The following is an 18,414-nucleotide window of genomic DNA, read 5'->3' as shown; positions in this document are numbered from 1 at the left end:
CTGATTTGTCAATGTGAGTGAGTTACGTTAAACTCAGTTTAAGGAAACACTTATTGTCATAATTTCTCACCCTATGGGTTACTTTATTCCGGTACTGATTTTTGTCGCATTTTTGTTGTTGATTTCTGTTCGACAGGTCAACCAGTACGAGCGTGGCGTCAAGTTTAGGCTTGGAAAGTTTATCTCTATCAAATCACCCGGTTGGCGACTCGTGCTGCCGATTTTTGAACAGATGCAAAAGGTGGATATTCGCGTAAAAGTGGTAGACGTGCCGGACCAAGAAGCGATTACGAAGGATAATATCTCTGCCCGTATTAACGCCGTTATCTACTACAAGGTGAAAGATGCGCAGAAGGCGGTAATTGAGGTTCAGGATTTCCGTTTTGCTGTGAGTCAATTAGCACAAACAACCATGCGTAACGTGGTTGGAGAAATGGAACTGGACGAATTATTGTCTAACCGGGAGGCAGCAAGTAAAAAGATTAAATACATTGTGGACGAGTTAACGGACCCATGGGGGATTGCCGTAGACAACGTGGAGTTGAAGGATGTTACGTTGCCGGAGGATATGAAGCGTGTGATTGGAAAGCAGGCCGAGGCGGAGCGAGAGCGACGTTCCGTGGTTATTAAGGCGGAGGGAGAAGTACAAGCAGCTGCAAACCTGCAGAAGGCGGCAGAGATGTTGAGCAGCACACCGGGTGCACTCCACTTGCGAACATTGAGCACGTTAAACGATCTCTCTTCGGATCAATCCAATACGGTGATCTTTGCGATTCCGTTAGAGGTGTTACGAGCATTTGAGACAATGGGATCAAAGTAATCGTTGTTAAGTAAAAACATCCGACGTACGCCGGGTGTTTTTTTATTTGAGGTAACCTCCCGATTGTAGCTTCCAAAGACGTTGATAGAGCCCACCTTTTTGCATAAGCTCGGCATGGGTTCCGATATCTGCGATCGTGCCTTTATCGATCACCGCTATTTGATCTGCGAGGTAGACGGTGGAGAGGCGATGGGCGATGAGGACTGTTGTTCGGCCCTTCATAGCTGTTTTAAGCGTTGCTTGAAGTTTGTGCTCCGTTTGGCTGTCGAGCGCACTTGTTGATTCATCGAGGATGAGAATCGGTGTGTCGGCGAGGAAAATGCGTGCCAGAGAAATTCGTTGCCGCTCTCCCCCGCTTAATTTAACACCACGCTCTCCAACAATACTGTCGTACCCTTTTGGAAGCCGTGAGATAAACGCGTGGGCCTGTGCTTTTTTACATGCCGCGATAACTTCTTTTCTTGATGCACTTGGTTTTGCGAAGCGGACGTTGTAGAGGATCGTATCTTGGAAGAGGTAGGCTTCTTGCGTAACGACCCCGATGTTAGACCGCAGTGACTGCAATGTGTAATCGCATACATCGTTTCCATCAATACAGACGTGACCACGTGTCGGATCAACTGTACGATTGATAAGTTTTACCAAAGTACTCTTTCCTGCTCCACTTGGTCCTATGAGCGCACAACTCGTTCCGGCGGGAATGGCGAGTGAGATATTACGAAGTGTTGCCCGTCTTTGATTCGTGTAGGTAAAGGTGACGTTTTGCAGTTCGATCGATCCACGCACATGTTTAAGCTTTGTTGCTTGTGGTGATTCTGCAACGTCGTTTTTGTCGGACACGAGCACGTAGAGTTGTTTGATTTGAGACAGCGCACGCGTGTAACTCGGCAATGCATTAGCGATTGTGTATTGGATTGGGTTGAGTAAGTACCCCAGCATTCCAAGGAATGTAATGAGCACTCCCAGTGTCAACGATCCATCTGAGACAAAGTAAACACCGGCACTAAACACCACAATACGTGTGAGAATAATAGCGGTATTCCCTCCTCCATCAAAAATCGACCAGAAGACATTGAGCTTAAGCTGCTTATCTGTAACACTGTCATGACGTTTGTTAAAGAGTTGCTCTTGCCTTTCTTCTTGCGCAAAATCCTGCACGGCACGCATATTGCCAATCATCTCTCCAAGCAGACGGGAGAGGTCGGACCACCCTTCCGATATTTTTGCTTGTTTTGGCTCGGCCTTTTTCCATGCGTAAAGTCCCATGGTTAATGCAATAGGGAGGCCAACCATGGAGATGAGAGTGAGTCGCCAGTCGAGGACAAAACCGAGAATCAACACCGTAATAAAGGAAACGGTGGAGGGAAGTATGTTGTCGATGAATGTCTGTGTAACGACCCAGATGGCGCGCCAGGCTTCGTCACAAATTTTGAGGATGGATCCGCTGGAGTGCTTGCCGTACCGTTGCTGACTCCACCCGAGGACGTTGCGAATAATATTCGCAGAAAAGTGACGAGAAACAATGTTGTTGGCATGCCACATCATATATTGATTGAGCGTGCCAAAAATTTGTGTAAAGAAAAAGAGACCAACCCAGAGTAGTAGATAGCCCGTTATACTATGGAGCAGACCGACCGTGTCATTATTTGTGAGACCGGTAACAACCACATCCACAATGCGTCCATAAATAGCTGGCTCAATAACGCGCAATACCGCAAGAAGCGTAGCAATAAATGTTACAAAAATAAATCGCCATCGCGCGACGGAGATAAAGGAGAGCGTGTAATTAAAAACGGTTTTGTTTTCCTCCATGTGCAGAGATTATACCTCAAACAAAAACACCGACCTAGTGTCGGAGTATCTGTAAGACGAATCTATTTTAGTCGCACGTCTCCGTTGTGTTCTAAGATTGCAATGGTGACGCCCGAACTTTCGGCACCTGATGCGGGGACTGATGTTTGAATGTGCTCGTGACTTTTGAGATGCTCTCTCACGGCTTTACGTAATATGCCTGTTCCTGCGCCGTGAATGATTTTAACGCCACGATCTCCACGGATAAATGCACGGTCAATGAAAAGGTCGATTTCATGAAGTGCGTCGTGCACATCGAGACCGTGTAGATCTACCTCTGGAGTCTCTGCGGATCTTTCTGCCGCAAAAATGATTGCAGCAAGTTCTGCGTGTTCTGCAGGAATGTCTGGCGAAAATTCTGAGATAAAGCGTGGTCGCTGTCTTCCCATAATAAAAAGATTCTACTACAAATAACCCGTTAAACAAAAACACCGACCTTTGGTCGATGTGTTTGCTGGGGCGGCCAACGGGAATCGAACCCGTAATAGAGGTACCACAAACCCCTGTGATAACCGTTTCACCATGGCCGCCATGCACGCGACATCCTAACGCATTTCACTAAAATGATCAAGACCTCTGTGTAAAAATGTGAGGCGCCCTCAAGTGGGGCGCCGGTGGAGTACGTCGCATCATGCGGCAAAGAGAATCGAGGGGAGCTCGGCAGGCAGGTGAATGCGGTATTCCACATGATCACAGACCAGAACGACGTGGTGTCCTTCATGCACTAGCTTGAGGAACAACGTCATGTCTCCTTTCTCGATTGCCTGCATGAGCCTGATCTGCATCTTGATCTGATGCACGGGGAATGCCGCCCAACGAACGGCCGAACAGTTGCCGAGTCGGAGAATCACGCCGATGAGTTGCTTGCCCTCGCTTTGGCGGAACTGCAGCTCTGCCGTCGTGCCCTCGCTCAGACCCGAGATACGTACGGGATACCGAACGATCGGTTTATGTGGCATGCTCGCCTCCCTTCTCTTACTTGTTACCACGCACACACGCCACCGTCAACTAAAAACCCCTCCGTGTAGGAGAGGTATTTATTCTGTACTCGACTTACGGTTTGAACGCCGACTTTGCTGCGACGCTCGAGCTTGATGTTGGCCGAATGCGCAAACGGTCTTCACTAATTTTTTCACCCGTGTACTTGCAAATTCCGTAGGTTCCTTTTGTAAGTCGATCAAGCGCTCCGATCACGTCACGCAATTGACTTTCACATTCAACCTTCAGATTTTGATTCACCACAAACTCCTCAATCTCGTGAACGGCGTCCTCGTCCTCGTCACCATACTCTGGGTAGGTTCCATCTACATCCACCTCCTCGCCCTTAACGGGAGCGTGTGTTCCAAGTACGCCAAGCTTCTTTTCTAACTCCTCACGTTCTTGTTCTAAAAGCCCCTTCATTTCCACAATGAATTCTGGGGAAAAGAGATCCTTTGTGTTCTGTTTCTTGTCTGCCATAAGCTCTGTTTAAATACGCACAAAGCGTACCGCATTTGTATCTGTTTGGCAATGGTGAAAGGTAATATAGAAACCGTTTATTTTTAAACAAAAAACGAGCCGCCCGATAGACGGGCAAGCTCATGTTACGCCTTTTTCATTTTGAGAAGATCGTAGACCTTTCCAGCGGCATCCCACTTCTTAAGTGTACGAAGCATGGAGGTTGCAAGAAGAACTTTTTCCTTCTTTCCTGTTGCGGGATTAAGGAGGTTCTTAAGTTGCAAGTTAGGCTTTTGGGTTCGGCGTGTGCGTCGCTTGGAGTGGCTTACGTTGTTTCCAGCCAAGGCGCGTTTTCCAGTAAGTTGGCAAGTTCGAGACATAGACTCTATTAAGTGTGGCCTGATCCTACCTTGTGGAGAGAATCTTGTCAACTCTCGCGCGTTATAACGATCTCCACCGGGCAATGATCCGATCCCATAACCTCGGGGTGGATTGCGGCACTTTTAAGCCTGTTTGTAAGGGAATCACTTAAAAATATGTAGTCGATACGCCATCCAACATTGCGCTCCCTCGCCTTTTGGAAGTGACTCCACCACGTGTAGGCTTCGGTCTTTTCTGGATAGAGATGTCGATACGAATCAACAAATCCTGCTTGAATTATCTTACTAATCCCCCCTCGCTCTTCATCTGTAAAGCCGGCGTTTTTATGATTGTCTTTTGGACGTGCGAGATCGATTTCCTGATGCGCCGCATTAAGATCGCCGCAAAAAATCACTGGTTTCTTTTTCTGCAATTGCTTCATGTAATGCAAAAATGCCGGGTCCCAGACGGTGTGGCGATAGGTAAGACGTTCGAGTCCGCGTTTTGCATTAGGCGTGTAAACAGTTACAAGGTAAAAATCTTCAAACTCAGCACAGACAACACGTCCTTCGTTGAGAGTGTTGCCAAATTGATCAACAAATTTTTCTACGTCCGCACCGGGGATATCGAATGTGATAGACAATGGTTTGATCTTTGTAAAAATGGCCGTGCCAGCGTACCCTTTTTTATCGGCCGAGTTCCAAAGCTCCTCATACTCGGGGAGATCGATCTCCGCTTGGCCTTGTTGCGCTTTTGTCTCCTGTAAACACAGGATATCGGGTTGGTGCTCTTTTATGAACGGTAAAAATGCGTCCTTGCGCAAAACGGCTCGTAGGCCATTAACATTCCAGGAAATAATTTTCAGTGTTTGTTTAGACATAGTAGATTGCGACGAGTAGAAAACCTATGTATTACGGGCGCACGTATTGCAGGTGCCAAAGAATTCCAAATGGTGATGATTGATGGAGGAAAATGCGGAGCTTTTGAGAACATGTTTTGTAATGGAATCAACTTCGCATGTGTGGACATCTTCGATTTTGTGACAGACGACACAGACAAGATGATGATGATCGTCGCCACGGTCTAATTCGAAAAACTTTGCCTGTGTGTCTAGATCAATGCGACGCACGATGCCGGCATCTACGAGCGCGTTCATGGATCGATACACGGTTGCCGTGTCTGCGCTGCCTGTTGGGAGTTTTTTGGCGATCTCTTGTGCGCGTAATGGGTGCTTGGCGCAGGATAAAACCGCAAGAAGGGCGATGCGAGGCTGTGTGATACGCAAACCTGCTGTTTGCAAGAGGGTTGTTGCTTCTTGTACCATGTAGAGTAAGATACAGGGAGACGCTCCGTTCGGCAATACGCTCGCCGCGGATGGAGGAACATTTAAAGTATCGTTATCCATTTCTATGAAAAAGCTTATTACGGTTTTTGGGGCATTGATGTTCATTGGCTCTGGTTGCTTGACGGTAAACGTAGATATTAATGCGGATCAGGGGGAGGTTCCTGATGTCTCACTCTCGATTGCGGCAGATGAGGTGCTCGAAATGGCGACACCAAGTGATAATATTACCGTGTTTGAACCGTTGGTGAGTCAGGAAGTGGATTCTGTGATTTTTGTAGAAGGTGAGGCACGTGTGTTTGAGCAAGCGTTTACTTGGCGATTAACGGATATGGTTACGGGAAACGCCTTTGAAGGTCATGAAACGACGAGTGCAACGGACATTGGATTGTTTGGACCGTTTAGCTTCTCGATCAACGTGCCAGCCGACTATGGATCAAACCTTCTTCTCGAGGTGTTCCAATACTCCGCAGCGGATGGCGCACAGATTGATACCGTGAGCATCCCACTCATCCTTACCAACTAACAGCGCAAACAAAAAACCCCCGATTTGGGGGTTTTTGAATACATGGGTTTCTATAGGATTCCAGCCGATACTGTAAGTTCTGTGCCGATTCAACTAAATTGTTCCCGTGTTCACCACGCTCATCCATTTTTTTAGATGCCTGTGGGGTTGCCTCGCGGCCGATTGGCCAATGGGCTTTGACGACGACAACTACTTAATACCATGGATTCCGTTATCTGTCAATCGATTGGGGTGGGTTTGGAGCAAATTAGCGTTATTTGAGCCAACGTTAGCCTTTTTGTAGATTTCGGGGTGGATGAGGGCTTGACGAGAATCGTGGTGTCGTGTAGATTCCCGTTTGTCTCGCAATTACAGGAGGAGGGATCCTGTGAACGCGTTACATGAGCCAAAGGTGACCGTCTTGGCCACCTCGCTCGCACGCCGTGTTTGGGCCCCAGCGCCCACACGGCTAAGGAGACCCTTGAACCATTCCAACAACCTGGATTCCGGCAAGAAGATCGACCGCGTCTACGTGGCCGAGGGTAGCCCCGAGATGGTGACCCGCGGCCTGCAGTTGATGATGGACGCCGAGATGGGTGGGGTCATCCCCGCTCGGGCGGTCGGCATCGTCGAGATCGACTGCAACCGGATCCGCTTCGGCATCGACATCGACGGCGACGCCGTCAACGCGGTCATGGTGCCTCACCCGGGCGTCGTGGCCATCCCCAACTACCTGGACATGGGCGGGCGCCGCTACATGGCCGTCAACCTGGGGATCGACGGCGACACGTTCAACCTCCCCACCCTCCTGCAGGACAACGCCGACGCCCTGCAGGGGCTGAAGATGGTCTTCCAGGAGCTGGGCGTCGAGGGCAACATCGGCTGCGTGATCGACGCCTCCGGTCGCACCCAGGTTGTCCTCTGCGAGGACGACACCGCCACCTTCGCCGTCCTCATGGACAAGGAGGGTCACTACGTCGTGGACTTCGCCGAGAGCGACAGCGACATCACGGCCATCACGGCCACCCACGGGGGCACGATGGTCGACGACACCATGATGACCGAGGTCTGCTTCGCCGACCTCGGGATCAACCTGCCGGCCCGCCGCATCGCGGTGGCCCCGGACGGCACCAAGGTGGCCTCCTTCGTCGACTTCGACGCCGGGAAGGCCTACACCGCCACCTTCGATGAGAGCTGGAAGATGGTGGGCACCCCCACCGAGGACATGGGCTACGCCCTGCGCCTCGACAAGGGCACCATGACCTACCAGAACATCACCGGCGGCTTCGGCACCCGGCCCTGGCCGACCCCCACCGACATGGCGAACCCCGGCATCGACGGCGACACGCCGACGGTCACCCTCGCGACCGGCACCGAGCCGACCGCGACCGGCGACGCCCCCACGGCCTAGCCCCCGCGTCCATTCGGACGCAACTCAACCGATCGGCCGGTGCTACGGGCCCTCCCCCGCAGCACCGGCCGCACCGGTCACCAACGTCCACGCCCGCAGGCCACTCCTCGCGGGCGTTGTTGTTTGTTCGGCTTATCAAATAGGCCAATTCATGCGAAAATAGGCTTACATGCAAGCAATCACAAAACGACTCTACATTATTGACGGCAATTCTATTCTTCACCGCGCTTGGCACGCCATCCCCCCACTCACCACACACGAAGGTCTGGTCGTGAATGCGGTCTACGGCTTTGCAACGGTGATTGATCGATTGATTTTGGAACAACACCCAACACACCTGGTGGTTTGTTGGGACGTAAAAGGCGGCACATTTAGAGACGAGGTATTTGATGATTACAAGGCTGGGCGCGAGGTTAAGGAACAGGAGCTGTACGATCAAGTAGCCTACATTAACGAGATTTTGGACGCGTACGGTATTCCCTACTTCGGGATCGAGGGATATGAGGCAGATGATTTGATTGGCACGATCGCAGAAATCGAGCGACACAACGATGCAACGGACACCGTGATTATTACGGGCGACTTGGATGCTCTTCAACTGGTAGACGATTCCACGGAGGCACACATTTTTGTAAAAGGATTCTCCAACATGAAGGTCTACGACGTGGAGGCGGTGAGGGAACGTTTTGGATTTGGGCCGGATCACGTGATTGATTACAAGGCACTGGCAGGTGATTCGTCCGACAATATTCCTGGGGTCAAAGGGATTGGTGCAAAGACGGCCACGACACTCATTCAACTCTACGGGGATTTGGATGGCATTTACGCGGCGCTCAACGATGGGAGTATGGAAGGGTCTATCTCACCGGGTGTTCAGAAAAAGTTGCGAGAGGATGAGAAGAACGCGCGCATGAGCTTGGAGTTGGCCACGATCATGCGAGATGTACCTATGAAATTCTCCTTTAACAAGGCGCAGGTTGAGGAAGCGGACTGGCAAAAGGTTAAACAACTGTACAAACGATTTGAGTTTGCCAATCTCCTGCAACGTTTGGAATCGCGTGGATCGGTAGAGAAACAGGAAGCCAAGGCACCTACAAAGAAGATTGTACGTGGTTTCGTGATTGTTGATGCAACGGGCGATAACGTCTCAGACCTTTTGGATGTATTTTCTGGTACAGAGACGCAGTACGCACTGGAAGTTGTCTCGCACACACCCGATTTGTTTGGGTCTTCCCTCACGGCACTCGCGCTTTCCAATGGTTTGCAGACGTATGTATTTCCTTCTCCATCAAAAAGAACGATTCAATCACTGCTGCCGTTTCTTGTGTCACGTGCATTTATTACGTACGACCTAAAGCGATTGTTAAAGCTCTTTGAAACTGTAGATGCGACACTTTCGCCAGAGGGATTTGATGTGATGGTGGCAAGCTACCTGGTATCAGTTGGAGATCGAAAATTGTCACTTGATTCTATCTTTGCCTCGCAACTTGGATCAAAAGCGATCGATATTCCTACCGATTTTACCAAGGACTCAGGCTTTATTACCTTTGGAAACGCTGTTGCGCAGTACGTGCCGCTAGCAGAACATCTCACAAAACGTTTACAGGATAGTGGGATGCAGTCCTTGTATGAGACGATTGAGCATCCGTTGATTCAGGTGTTGTTTGAAATGGAGCGAGACGGCGTCATGTTGGATGTGGATGTACTTAAGAAGATGTCTAAGGTGCTTGAAAAGGAACTGGAGACGCTCACAAAACAGATTTGGAAGCTTGCAGGGCGTGAATGTAACATTAATTCCCCGTCGCAATTGGCGGAGGTGTTATTTACCGACTTGCAGTTGCCGGTGAAGGGAATTAAAAAGACCAAGACAGGCTACTCAACAGCGGCGAGTGAGTTGGAGAAGCTCTGGGAGACGCATGCCATTGTTCCGCTCATCTCTCAATACCGAGAAATGAGTAAACTGAAGTCGACGTACGTGGATGCATTGCCCGAGTTGGTGGGAGCCGATGGACGATTACATACGTCATTTAATCAAACGGTCGCGGCAACGGGCAGGCTTTCGAGTTCTGACCCTAACCTGCAAAACATTCCAATTCGCACGGAGCTTGGGCGCGAGATTCGTAAAGCGTTTGTGACACCAAAGGGGCATACGTTGCTGGCACTTGATTATTCGCAGATTGAACTACGGCTAGTCGCGGCGTTTTCTAAGGATGAGAAAATGATAAAGGTGTTTACGTCGGGAGGTGATATTCATAAGTCTACCGCGGCAGAAGTCTTTAACGTGCCGGAGGAGGAAGTGACCAAGGAGCAACGAAGGGCGGCCAAGGCGGTGAACTTTGGGATTATTTATGGCATGGGACCACGCGCACTATCTCGTAATATTGATGTGTCGTTTCAAGAGGCAAAAGAATTTATTGAGCGGTATTTTGAGGTATTCCCTGCGGTTCGTGCGTATTTGGATGCGTCGTTGGAGACGGCAAAGGAGGCGGGGTATGCGGAGACGCTGTTTGGGCGACGACGTGAGCTGCCAGATCTGGATTCTGGCATGCAGATGCTTCGTGCGTCAGCGGAACGTATGGCGGTGAATATGCCGTTGCAAGGGGCGGCGGCGGATATGATCAAGATGGCGATGGTAGAGGCGCAGGCGTGGCTTATGGAGGAAGGCTACGGAGGAGATGCGCGGATGATTTTGCAGGTACACGATGAATTGGTGTTTGAAGTTAAGGATTCGTTGGTGGATACAGTTGCTAAGAAAATGAAGGCGGTTATGGAAGGTGTTGTGCAACTCCCTGTTCCGTTAACGGTGGATGTGGAGGTGGGGCAAGATTGGAAGGATATGCAACCATGGAATCAAACAGGCTCGTAAGAGCTTGTTTTGCTATGTGCTAGGTATCATTACCTACGATTGCAACGAACGTGACATAACTCTCGCTACCAGTCTGAACGATTCGGCGATCGCTGGACTTGTAATAATGGTTCCAAATATTGGTTCCTGCAATGAAATGAGTGCAACGTTGTCTCCCCAAATCAAGATGTCGGTTGCCATCTCTCCATATTCGGGTGGCAAGACGGTAAGATCATACAAACCCTTCAATTCTACCGATGTTGAACCCTCGGCAACTTCACGAGAGCTGGCGGTTACAATATCGTGCAGGATGGTCCCCTTTAACAGAAGGGATTTTTCAAACTCCGAAAAAAATGGTTTATCTAATTCAACCAGCCGTTTTGTAGAGCCAATAGCAAACAGCTCTTTTCCCACGGTTGACTGACGATAAATTTCTTTTACACTTTCCCATCCATCGTTAAATCGAATCTTTGGCTTATTTTTTTGCGTAACATGAAGTGCACGTAAGTCAGGAAGGACCCTTGTGAGCGCTTCCTTCTTTCTATTGAGCGTGTCCAGGAGCGCTTGCGGGTCGCGCGCAATGTAGGCGCGTTTGTGTCCCTCCAAATGTTCCTCTATCAAACCCATTCCAATTAAACTTTGTAGAACGTTGTAGGTATTTGTGCGTGCGATCCCTGTCCCTTTTGCAATTTGTGGTGGAGTGGATAGCCCTGATTCCAACAGGTACAGATAGAGCAAAATTTCTGTTTTGGTTAAATCAAGTTGCTTAAGTTCGTTTTGGATGTCCATATGTCAATATTATTTATACCATATTGTGCTTATCTGTCAAATCAATGCGTATATAGTATAGAATACGGATATATTAGGTATTGACAATAGTCGATTTTCGTGATATAACAGAACCAAGATCAGGAAGGCAGAAACGCAAGAGCCTGATTGAAACAAGAACGCAAATAAACCCGCCACGTTCTGTGGCAACGAGGAGAGCGTCATGAGCTACGTTATGAGCGAGAGCCGCAAGATCAAGTTCGAGCAGAAGGTGAATGAGACCCTGGAGCTTGCCAAGAAGAAGATCATCCGGCCCTGCGAGGCCACGGAGGGCGGGTTCGACGGGGCGATGGCGCGGATGGTGGAGCACGAGCTGCCCGAGTGCCATCACGGGGGCACGGGACAGTTTTGCGGGTGCGGATTCAATTGGGCCTACATAATCCATGCGCCCGTCCAGGTGTTGGGCGGCGGATGCTATGAGCATGTTCTGTCCAACATCCTTCATGGACTCCAGGCCATGGAGTGCGGGGTTATGAACCCCGCACTGCTGATCGAGGCGATGCGTCGCGACTATCGCCTGTATCGGTTCCTGGTGGCGTGCCGCGATCTGGCGATCAAGATCGGTGACCACCCCGTACTCGGGGGCCTTGGCCCCATCGTGGAGGCCGAGCTCATTGATGAGCTCATCCTCTGCCACTTCGAGTAAAACCTTCAACCCCGCCAAACGGCGGAACGTCTAAGGCCCCTTACCATCTGGTTTGGGGCTTTGGCTTTTATTAATGTCTTGTTTTGTGGGCAACAAAGAACCGGACAGCATGAAAGTCATACGTCGTTTGGATCTGTGGTAAAATCCCTTCACTATGGTACTCACTATTTACGGAGAAGACAGTTATCGCGCCAAGCAAAAGGTGGAGGAGATGGTGGCGCGATTTAAGGAGAAATACGATCCAAGCGCAATGAACATGGATCGTTTTAGTATCGGCGAGCACGAGGTGGGTGAGATTATGAGCGCGGTAGGTGCTCCGCCGTTTTTGGCAGAACGTAGAATGGTGATTATTGTTGGACTAGCACTGTCTATCACAAAGAAGGCAGACGCAGAGCTGTGGGCTAAACGACTTGCGGGCCGCGGAGAGGAGACGATTGTTATTTTATTGGATACGGGTGTTACAAAAGAGCGTGCAACAAAGAACAAACTTTACCTTGCACTCAAAGAGACAGGTGATCTGCATATGTTTCCGTTTGGAGAAATGACTTCATCGGAGGCACAAGGTTTTGTTGGATCGCTCATAGTGGCAAGATCTCAAGCCTGGCCATCGAATGCGGTGCAGGAGCTGATTGTTCGAGCAGATGGTGATACGTGGCGACTCGTGAATGCGTTCAATAAGGTTTCGGCAGCGGCAGGAACGAGTGCGGTAACAAAAGCACTTGTAGAGCAATATGTGGAGCCAACGTTTAACGATAAGTTGTTTGCATTTTTGGATGCTGTGCGAGAAGGTAAACAACAACAAGCCGTTCAATTACTATCTAACGAGTTGTCGCGCGGAACGGCGGCGGGTCAATTACTCATGATGTTGGAACGCGAGGTGCAATTACTTGTGGAACTACGAGCGTTTGCCATGGTGCACGGCCGCGGAAGCGAGCGGGATGCTGCGCGCGTGTTGGGACTGCACCCGTTCATTGTTAAAAAGACGTTGTCGCGCGCCATGCAGGTAGAGGCCGATGATTTAAAAATGATGGTAGACGCTGTTATGAAGGCGGAGTTGAGACTTAAGCGTGAATCCATGGGAGACGTAGACGTACTCAAACAACTCGTGATCGATCTCGTAGTCACCTAAACAAAAACAGCCCGAAGGCTGTTTTTTAGAATCCGTTATTTGATCTTTGCAATGAGCTTGCTGAGGCGAGAAATCTTTCGGCTTGCTGTGTTCTTTTTGATCACGTTCTTCTGTGCAGCTTTTGCAATAAGTTTCTGTGCAGCGATGAGCTCCTTGCGAGCGTCGTCGGCGGTACCGGCGGCTGCGGACTTGCGAACCATCTTGGTTGCAACGGTCATACCGTGCTTTACCATCTTGTTTCGTTGTGTGCGCTTAATAGTCTGACGAAGAGCTTTTTGTGCGGATGAAGTATTTGGCATAGGTGATAATAATGTGTAAACCCTCTGGTCGTGTCCATTGGGAATACTCAGGTTTTTTGTCGAGTGCCCGCAGGGTACCAATCAGAAGCGAATTTGTCAATACACTACGCTCGTAGCTTCCAACCTCGCTTAAAGAGTGTTAAAACAATCAGGAATAAGATAATCGTTCCGATGATTAATCCAATGATCCCCCCGAGGATATTACTCTCTGTAAACCCGATCATGGAGTAGCGTAGGCCGTCCACAAGATAGAAAAACGGGTTGAATCGCGCCACGGTCTGCATCCCAGCTGGCAGCATACCAATACTGCTAAAGACACCTCCAACGTAGAGAAGTGGTGTAATGACGAATGTCTGTAGGATACTGAGGTGTTCCATCTTTTCTGCCCAAAGGCCCACAATTAAACCCACGAGAGAAAATATTACTGATGTAATAATGGCAAAGAAGAAGAACAGACTAATGTGCGCTAACGTGGCACTGGTAAAGAACAGTGCGATCACATAGATTCCTGTTGCAACAATAACGGAACGAAGGACGGCACCAATAATGTAGCCGCTAATCATCTCAATGTAGGAGAGTGGCGAGGTGAGTGTCTCGTGGATTACGCGTGTCCAACGTTGGAAGAATAGCGATGTGGAGCTTTGACCAAGCGCGGACATCACCACGTTCATCATTAAAATACCGGGGAGGACAAAATCAATATAGCGAATATTTTCAAATAGGTTGATGTGGCTTCCAATAATCACGCCAAAAACGAGGATGTAGAGTGTGGCCGAGATCCAAGGAGCAATGAGTGTTTGAATCGGAATGCGGAAAAAACGTTGCGTCTCTCGTCGGACAACCGCTGTGAGTCGGATGATGTTCATATTAAAGTGCTGATCCCGTAAGAGTAAGATAGGTTTCCTCTAATGATCCGTTTTGTTTAAAGTCCTTCTTTTCTAGTTCGGTGAGAATAGCTCCGTTGTGCATGATTGCGACGCGAGAACAGAGGTGCTCAACTTCTTCCAAATAGTGTGACGTGAGGATGATAGTTTTTCCAGCCGTGTGGAGTTCTTGTAGGTACTTCCAAAGGGCGCGGCGTTGTTCTACGTCGATTCCTGCAGTTGGTTCGTCCAGGATCAAAATTTCTGGATCATGCATGAGCGCACGCGCAAGAATCGCACGACGTTTGAGCCCGCCCGACAGTGCTTGAAACGGCTTTTTGCGGTGTTCGCTGAGATCCATCATCTCTAACAACTCGTTTATACGTTTTGTACGTTCTGGCTTTTTCATTCCAAAGAAGCCACCCACAAAATCCATCGTCGTCTCAATCGAGACAAAGATGTCTGCATTAAACTCCTGCGGTGAGAGGCCAATGAGCGCACGGGTCTCTTGGTAGTCCTTTTGCACATCCTTTCCCATGACGTGGATTGTGCCCTCAGAAAATTTGGAAATGCCTGTAATGCAGTGAATCGTTGTGGTCTTCCCTGCTCCGTTGTGGCCTAATAGCCCAAAAAACTCGCCTTTTGGAACGGTCAAACTAATATTATTCACCGCGATAGACCCATTGTAGGATTTGGAAAAGTTTTTGATCTCTAACGCGTTCATAGTGTTGTATAAAGAAGTAACGGTGATAAAACAGACAATGAATCAAAATCAGCTATTTTGGGATTTGTGATCTGCGCAATTCTATCACAGAGAGCGGGCGGGTCTTTTACAAACTAAAAACCCGGAGTTTTCCGGATTTTGATCAGTTACTTTTTATGATGTGTATAGACGTATACGGCATTGATCACGATCGCCCAGAGGGAAACACCAAGCATTATTGCTTGGTAGGCTTCACCAAGCCCGCCATAGTACCCATGAACGAGAAGATTACTCCCGTTGTGAATAGCAAGAACATACCCCAACAACGATTGATAAATATGCGTTAAAAACCCGTTTTTGACGGAAGAAGCTCCCCTGTTGGTTATCTTGCTACCTATCCAAAAGAGATACGTTCCCAGTGTGAGCAGCGTAAAGAGGATTTCAAGGAGGCCGTTCATGCCAAAGGGAAGCAAACCGATAGTCGCGTCTGAAACAATCACGACGGCCATAACGGCAACAAGCACTAAAATCAGAAAGGCTCCGTAGATGATTGGTGAGAGGAATCGTTTGTTCATAAGGAGACGGTGATCTATTGTGATCGGGTACTGACGAGGATGATTTGTTTGGTATACCCTCCACGTGCTTCTTCTTTTTGAGCGCGGATGTTTTTCAATTCTTCCAGGTCTACGTGAAGTATAGCACAATACGCTCTTAGAACCTCTATAATGTCTGTAGCCTCTTCTGCGGAATGATTTTCTATAAACTCTCGCACTTCTTCATGGAGTTTTTGAACGAGCTTCTCCTGAAATTCTCTGGAATCCGCAATGCGCACTTCAGCGATGTCTCCATTCTGACGGATGATTTCTGGGATCCTGTCGCGTACAAGTTTGTTATGTTCCATAGACTATTCATTTCCATTGAGTTGTTTGAGTAGCGGATGATCTGGCATGATCCGTTGAATGATCTTTTTCTCATTTTTATACCATTCGGTGACGGCCTCCGTGTGCGTAAGACCTTCTCGTTCTCGTTGTCGCAAATAGGCAAATTTCTTTTGAAAGAATTCATGATGTCGTGCAAGCCGTTCTGGGTTAGCGAGCGTCCAGAGACCTTCTATGATGGCTGCCTCCTCCTTTCTTTGCAAAATCTCTGGATCCAGATAGCGATTATCAGAGATATCGAAATCGATTCCCTCTACCGTTACAGTCTGAGCTTGAAAGATCGCCTGCGCGAATTGCTGTATACGATCTACACGCGTGTGCTCGCAGAAAATAGTGATTGGCCCTGCGAGGTCATTCTTTTCAATAAGGGCTTTGGAGAAGACGAGGTTCTCAAGCGATGATAGTGATTTGTCCTCAAGTACTACATTCCACAAGGTTGTCTTGTCTTGCACTCCGGGTCGATTGATAAGGGACTGTAGATACGTTCCAATCACCTCTGCCTCTGTTCCCTTATATGGCGGCGTGCAACTGCTGGGGCCACCTGTTGGAATGATGGTTGCCGCTCGTGTAGCGCTTTGAGAAAAAATGGTATTAAACACCGTATGTAGGTATGTTGTGTAGTTGCCGTCGGTCGCAATGCTCTCCGGAATTCCATAGCCACAGATGAGGTAGGTGTTCATAGGATTATCAGCGATCGTGTAACGACATTATTGCAATAGCTTAACTTGATCCACCTTACTGGAAAGTTTTGTGTATTCCCCGCTCACGGTTTCCATAGCACTTTTGGCATTGGTGACGTGGCGATTAAGGACGCTTAACTTCTCTCCAAACTTTTCTGTTTCCTTTTGTACGCCTTTTAGAATTTCCCAAATTTGTTGCGCCTGTTCCTGTAACTTATTGCGCTCCATTCCCATCATAACTACATGTAAAAAATTAAAGAACGTGTTTGGACTGGTTACCATGACGTTACTTTGTTGCGCGTAGGTGTTGAGCTCCTCGTGCTGCATGGTCACCTCGTAGTAAACGGACTCAGACGGAATATAGATAACCGCAAAGTTAACCGTTCCCTCCTGCGGCAGGATGTACTTGGTGGAAATATCGCGAATGTGCTTGCGTACGGCATTTGTAAACTCTCTGTGCGCAAGCGACTCCTCTTTTTTATCGTCTGTTGCAATATAACGTTGGTACGCCTCCATGGGAAACTTTGAATCGATAGGAATAATACCGGCAGAAGTTTTAAGAATGGCATCCACTGTCTGCCCGTCTTTGAACTTGTATTGATGCACACACTGCTCTGACGAGAAGACTTGATTCAATGTGTCGTACAATAATTGCTCACCAAGGTTTCCGCGTAACTTTGGTGATTTGAGAAAGGCTTGAAAATCTGAGATAGATCGTCCGATTTCCTTCATACTCCCCATCTCTTGTTTAAGGGACCCGATGATCTTTGCCGCGTTGTCGAGTCGTTCATTAAGGGATTCTGTTGTCTTGTCTACGCTTTGCCGCATGCCCTGCATGTTCTGATCTACAAGCTTCTGAACTCCTTGAAGATTATCGTTGAGTTGTGAGATTAATTTGTCATTTTGAGAGACAAGTTGGAGCTCCTTCATCTCCTGAAGCTTTTTAAGAATAATAAAGGTGGCAATGGCGAGGCCAGTGAGCGCGATTAGTGATACAATGATGACGGTTGATTCCATAGTTGTTCAAGTATAGCACACGTAATAACGTTTTACGACACTTAGTGTGTTGTATGTTTAGGTGGGATGGACTAATCAATTAATACATAATTGTTTTACATGAAACATACAATGCATTTGGATGCACTTCCGTATAATCGAATTGTTTTTGGTACAAAGCGGATTGAAATGAGATTATTTGATGAAAAACGAGAACAGATTGGACCTGGGGATGAAATCGAATTTTTTTTAGCGGGTTCTGAGAATGAGAGCTTTGTTGCGACCGTGGAGAAGATCGACCGATACGGTACGTTTGAGGATTTACTTCAAGCGTATTCAAGAATTGAACTTGGATGCTCTGAGGAAGAATCAAGTAAAGTTATTTTGAAACTCTTGCGAAAGATTTACACAAAAAAGCAGGAGGCTCTAGCAGGTGTGGTGGCGATAAGAATCAAATTGTGATACATGTTTCATGTGAAACAATGCTCCGGTAGCTCAACGGATAGAGCAATTCCGTCCTAAGGAAGAGGTTGTAGGTTCAATTCCTACCCGGGGCACCAGTAAAACACTCTCGAAAGAGGGTGTTTTGCGTTATTTTAGAAAAAATGTTTCACGTGAAACAAAGAGCAAGACCTTGGGCGAAGGGCTGGACTCCTTCGCCGAACTCGCTCATCTTCGGACATGCGTGTTTTGAGAATTGCGCTCGGCACATTGCTTTAAATAATCCGCAAGGAGTCATCGCCGTACCAGTGTATTGCCTG

Annotated in this window: 22 protein-coding genes and 2 tRNA genes; 8 read left to right on the top strand and 16 right to left on the bottom strand. The window is 48.3% G+C overall.

The window, feature by feature from the left end; all coding sequences use genetic code 11:
- The first annotated feature begins 73 nt into the window (after positions 1–73).
- Complete coding sequence (locus tag COV06_03080) at positions 74–820, top strand: hypothetical protein (GenBank protein ID PIR47418.1); 747 nt, start codon at positions 74–76, stop codon at positions 818–820.
- Positions 821–862: 42 nt separating this feature from the next.
- Here COV06_03080 and COV06_03075 read toward each other — a convergent pair whose 3' ends face one another.
- From COV06_03075 to COV06_03040, 8 genes are all read right to left on the bottom strand, one after another.
- A complete protein-coding gene (locus COV06_03075) occupies positions 863–2,632 on the bottom strand; it encodes a hypothetical protein (protein PIR47417.1) in 1,770 nt (589 codons plus the stop codon).
- Between the two features lie 62 nt (positions 2,633–2,694).
- Positions 2,695–3,060, bottom strand: coding sequence for a hypothetical protein (locus tag COV06_03070; GenBank protein ID PIR47416.1), 366 nt, complete (start codon positions 3,058–3,060; stop codon positions 2,695–2,697).
- A gap of 66 nt (positions 3,061–3,126) precedes the next feature.
- A tRNA-His gene (locus COV06_03065) sits at positions 3,127–3,201 on the bottom strand.
- 99 nt (positions 3,202–3,300) lie between these two features.
- Positions 3,301–3,630 carry a hypothetical protein gene (locus COV06_03060; GenBank protein PIR47415.1) on the bottom strand — a complete coding sequence of 110 codons (330 nt, stop codon included), beginning with the start codon at positions 3,628–3,630 and terminating at the stop codon, positions 3,301–3,303.
- Positions 3,631–3,724: 94 nt separating this feature from the next.
- Positions 3,725–4,129 carry a hypothetical protein gene (locus tag COV06_03055; protein PIR47414.1) on the bottom strand — a complete coding sequence of 135 codons (405 nt, stop codon included), beginning with the start codon at positions 4,127–4,129 and terminating at the stop codon, positions 3,725–3,727.
- A gap of 125 nt (positions 4,130–4,254) precedes the next feature.
- Complete coding sequence (gene rpmB / locus COV06_03050) at positions 4,255–4,488, bottom strand: 50S ribosomal protein L28 (GenBank protein PIR47413.1); 234 nt, start codon at positions 4,486–4,488, stop codon at positions 4,255–4,257.
- Positions 4,489–4,535: 47 nt separating this feature from the next.
- Complete coding sequence (xth, locus tag COV06_03045) at positions 4,536–5,348, bottom strand: exodeoxyribonuclease III (GenBank protein ID PIR47412.1); 813 nt, start codon at positions 5,346–5,348, stop codon at positions 4,536–4,538.
- Between the two features lie 24 nt (positions 5,349–5,372).
- On the bottom strand, positions 5,373–5,918 hold the full coding sequence (locus COV06_03040) for a hypothetical protein (protein PIR47411.1): 546 nt from the start codon (positions 5,916–5,918) through the stop codon (positions 5,373–5,375).
- On the opposite strand from COV06_03040, the gene COV06_03035 reads away from it, so the two are divergent.
- The 3 genes from COV06_03035 to COV06_03025 all read left to right on the top strand — a co-directional run bounded on the left by COV06_03035 (position 5,878) and on the right by COV06_03025 (position 10,592).
- Entirely contained in the window at positions 5,878–6,336 is a 459-nt protein-coding gene (locus COV06_03035; protein PIR47410.1) for a hypothetical protein, read from the top strand. The genes COV06_03040 and COV06_03035 overlap by 41 nt on opposite strands.
- 391 nt (positions 6,337–6,727) lie before the next feature.
- Complete coding sequence (locus COV06_03030; GenBank protein ID PIR47409.1) at positions 6,728–7,726, top strand: hypothetical protein; 999 nt, start codon at positions 6,728–6,730, stop codon at positions 7,724–7,726.
- 169 nt (positions 7,727–7,895) lie between these two features.
- Positions 7,896–10,592: a DNA polymerase I gene (locus COV06_03025; GenBank protein PIR47408.1), complete on the top strand. Its 2,697-nt coding sequence runs from the start codon at positions 7,896–7,898 to the stop codon at positions 10,590–10,592.
- 33 nt (positions 10,593–10,625) lie between these two features.
- Here COV06_03025 and COV06_03020 read toward each other — a convergent pair whose 3' ends face one another.
- Positions 10,626–11,360, bottom strand: a complete 735-nt coding sequence (locus COV06_03020) for a hypothetical protein (protein PIR47407.1) — start codon at positions 11,358–11,360, stop codon at positions 10,626–10,628.
- 202 nt (positions 11,361–11,562) lie between these two features.
- On the opposite strand from COV06_03020, the gene COV06_03015 reads away from it, so the two are divergent.
- Positions 11,563–12,045: a hypothetical protein gene (locus tag COV06_03015; protein ID PIR47406.1), complete on the top strand. Its 483-nt coding sequence runs from the start codon at positions 11,563–11,565 to the stop codon at positions 12,043–12,045.
- Between the two features lie 154 nt (positions 12,046–12,199).
- Positions 12,200–13,174 (top strand): DNA polymerase III subunit delta, encoded by a 975-nt coding sequence (gene holA, locus COV06_03010; GenBank protein ID PIR47405.1) that lies wholly within the window; start codon positions 12,200–12,202, stop codon positions 13,172–13,174.
- Positions 13,175–13,209: 35 nt separating this feature from the next.
- Here the strand turns inward: holA and COV06_03005 are convergent, their stop codons facing one another.
- From COV06_03005 to COV06_02975, 7 genes are all read right to left on the bottom strand, one after another.
- Positions 13,210–13,473: a 30S ribosomal protein S20 gene (locus COV06_03005; protein PIR47404.1), complete on the bottom strand. Its 264-nt coding sequence runs from the start codon at positions 13,471–13,473 to the stop codon at positions 13,210–13,212.
- Between the two features lie 104 nt (positions 13,474–13,577).
- Positions 13,578–14,339, bottom strand: coding sequence for a hypothetical protein (locus COV06_03000; GenBank protein PIR47403.1), 762 nt, complete (start codon positions 14,337–14,339; stop codon positions 13,578–13,580).
- 1 nt (position 14,340) lies between these two features.
- Positions 14,341–15,060: an ABC transporter gene (locus COV06_02995; GenBank protein ID PIR47402.1), complete on the bottom strand. Its 720-nt coding sequence runs from the start codon at positions 15,058–15,060 to the stop codon at positions 14,341–14,343.
- A gap of 146 nt (positions 15,061–15,206) precedes the next feature.
- The gene (locus tag COV06_02990) at positions 15,207–15,614 is read right to left on the bottom strand and encodes a hypothetical protein (GenBank protein ID PIR47401.1); all 408 of its coding nucleotides are present in this window, start codon (positions 15,612–15,614) and stop codon (positions 15,207–15,209) included.
- Positions 15,615–15,628: 14 nt separating this feature from the next.
- Positions 15,629–15,940: a hypothetical protein gene (locus tag COV06_02985; GenBank protein ID PIR47400.1), complete on the bottom strand. Its 312-nt coding sequence runs from the start codon at positions 15,938–15,940 to the stop codon at positions 15,629–15,631.
- 3 nt (positions 15,941–15,943) lie between these two features.
- Complete coding sequence (locus COV06_02980) at positions 15,944–16,657, bottom strand: hypothetical protein (GenBank protein ID PIR47399.1); 714 nt, start codon at positions 16,655–16,657, stop codon at positions 15,944–15,946.
- Between the two features lie 27 nt (positions 16,658–16,684).
- Complete coding sequence (locus COV06_02975) at positions 16,685–17,674, bottom strand: hypothetical protein (protein ID PIR47398.1); 990 nt, start codon at positions 17,672–17,674, stop codon at positions 16,685–16,687.
- A gap of 99 nt (positions 17,675–17,773) precedes the next feature.
- Between COV06_02975 and COV06_02970 the strand changes: the two genes are divergently transcribed.
- Together COV06_02970 and COV06_02965 are read left to right on the top strand one after the other, a co-directional pair.
- Complete coding sequence (locus COV06_02970) at positions 17,774–18,115, top strand: hypothetical protein (protein ID PIR47397.1); 342 nt, start codon at positions 17,774–17,776, stop codon at positions 18,113–18,115.
- Between the two features lie 22 nt (positions 18,116–18,137).
- Positions 18,138–18,213, top strand: a tRNA-Arg gene (locus COV06_02965).
- Positions 18,214–18,414 lie beyond the last annotated feature (201 nt).

The sequence above is a fragment of the Candidatus Uhrbacteria bacterium CG10_big_fil_rev_8_21_14_0_10_50_16 genome, from assembly GCA_002774875.1.
Lineage (GTDB): Bacteria > Patescibacteriota > Patescibacteriia > UBA9934 > UBA11717 > UBA11717.
Note: the sequence above shows the minus strand (reverse complement) of the source record. Positions and strands in the feature narration are given on the sequence as shown.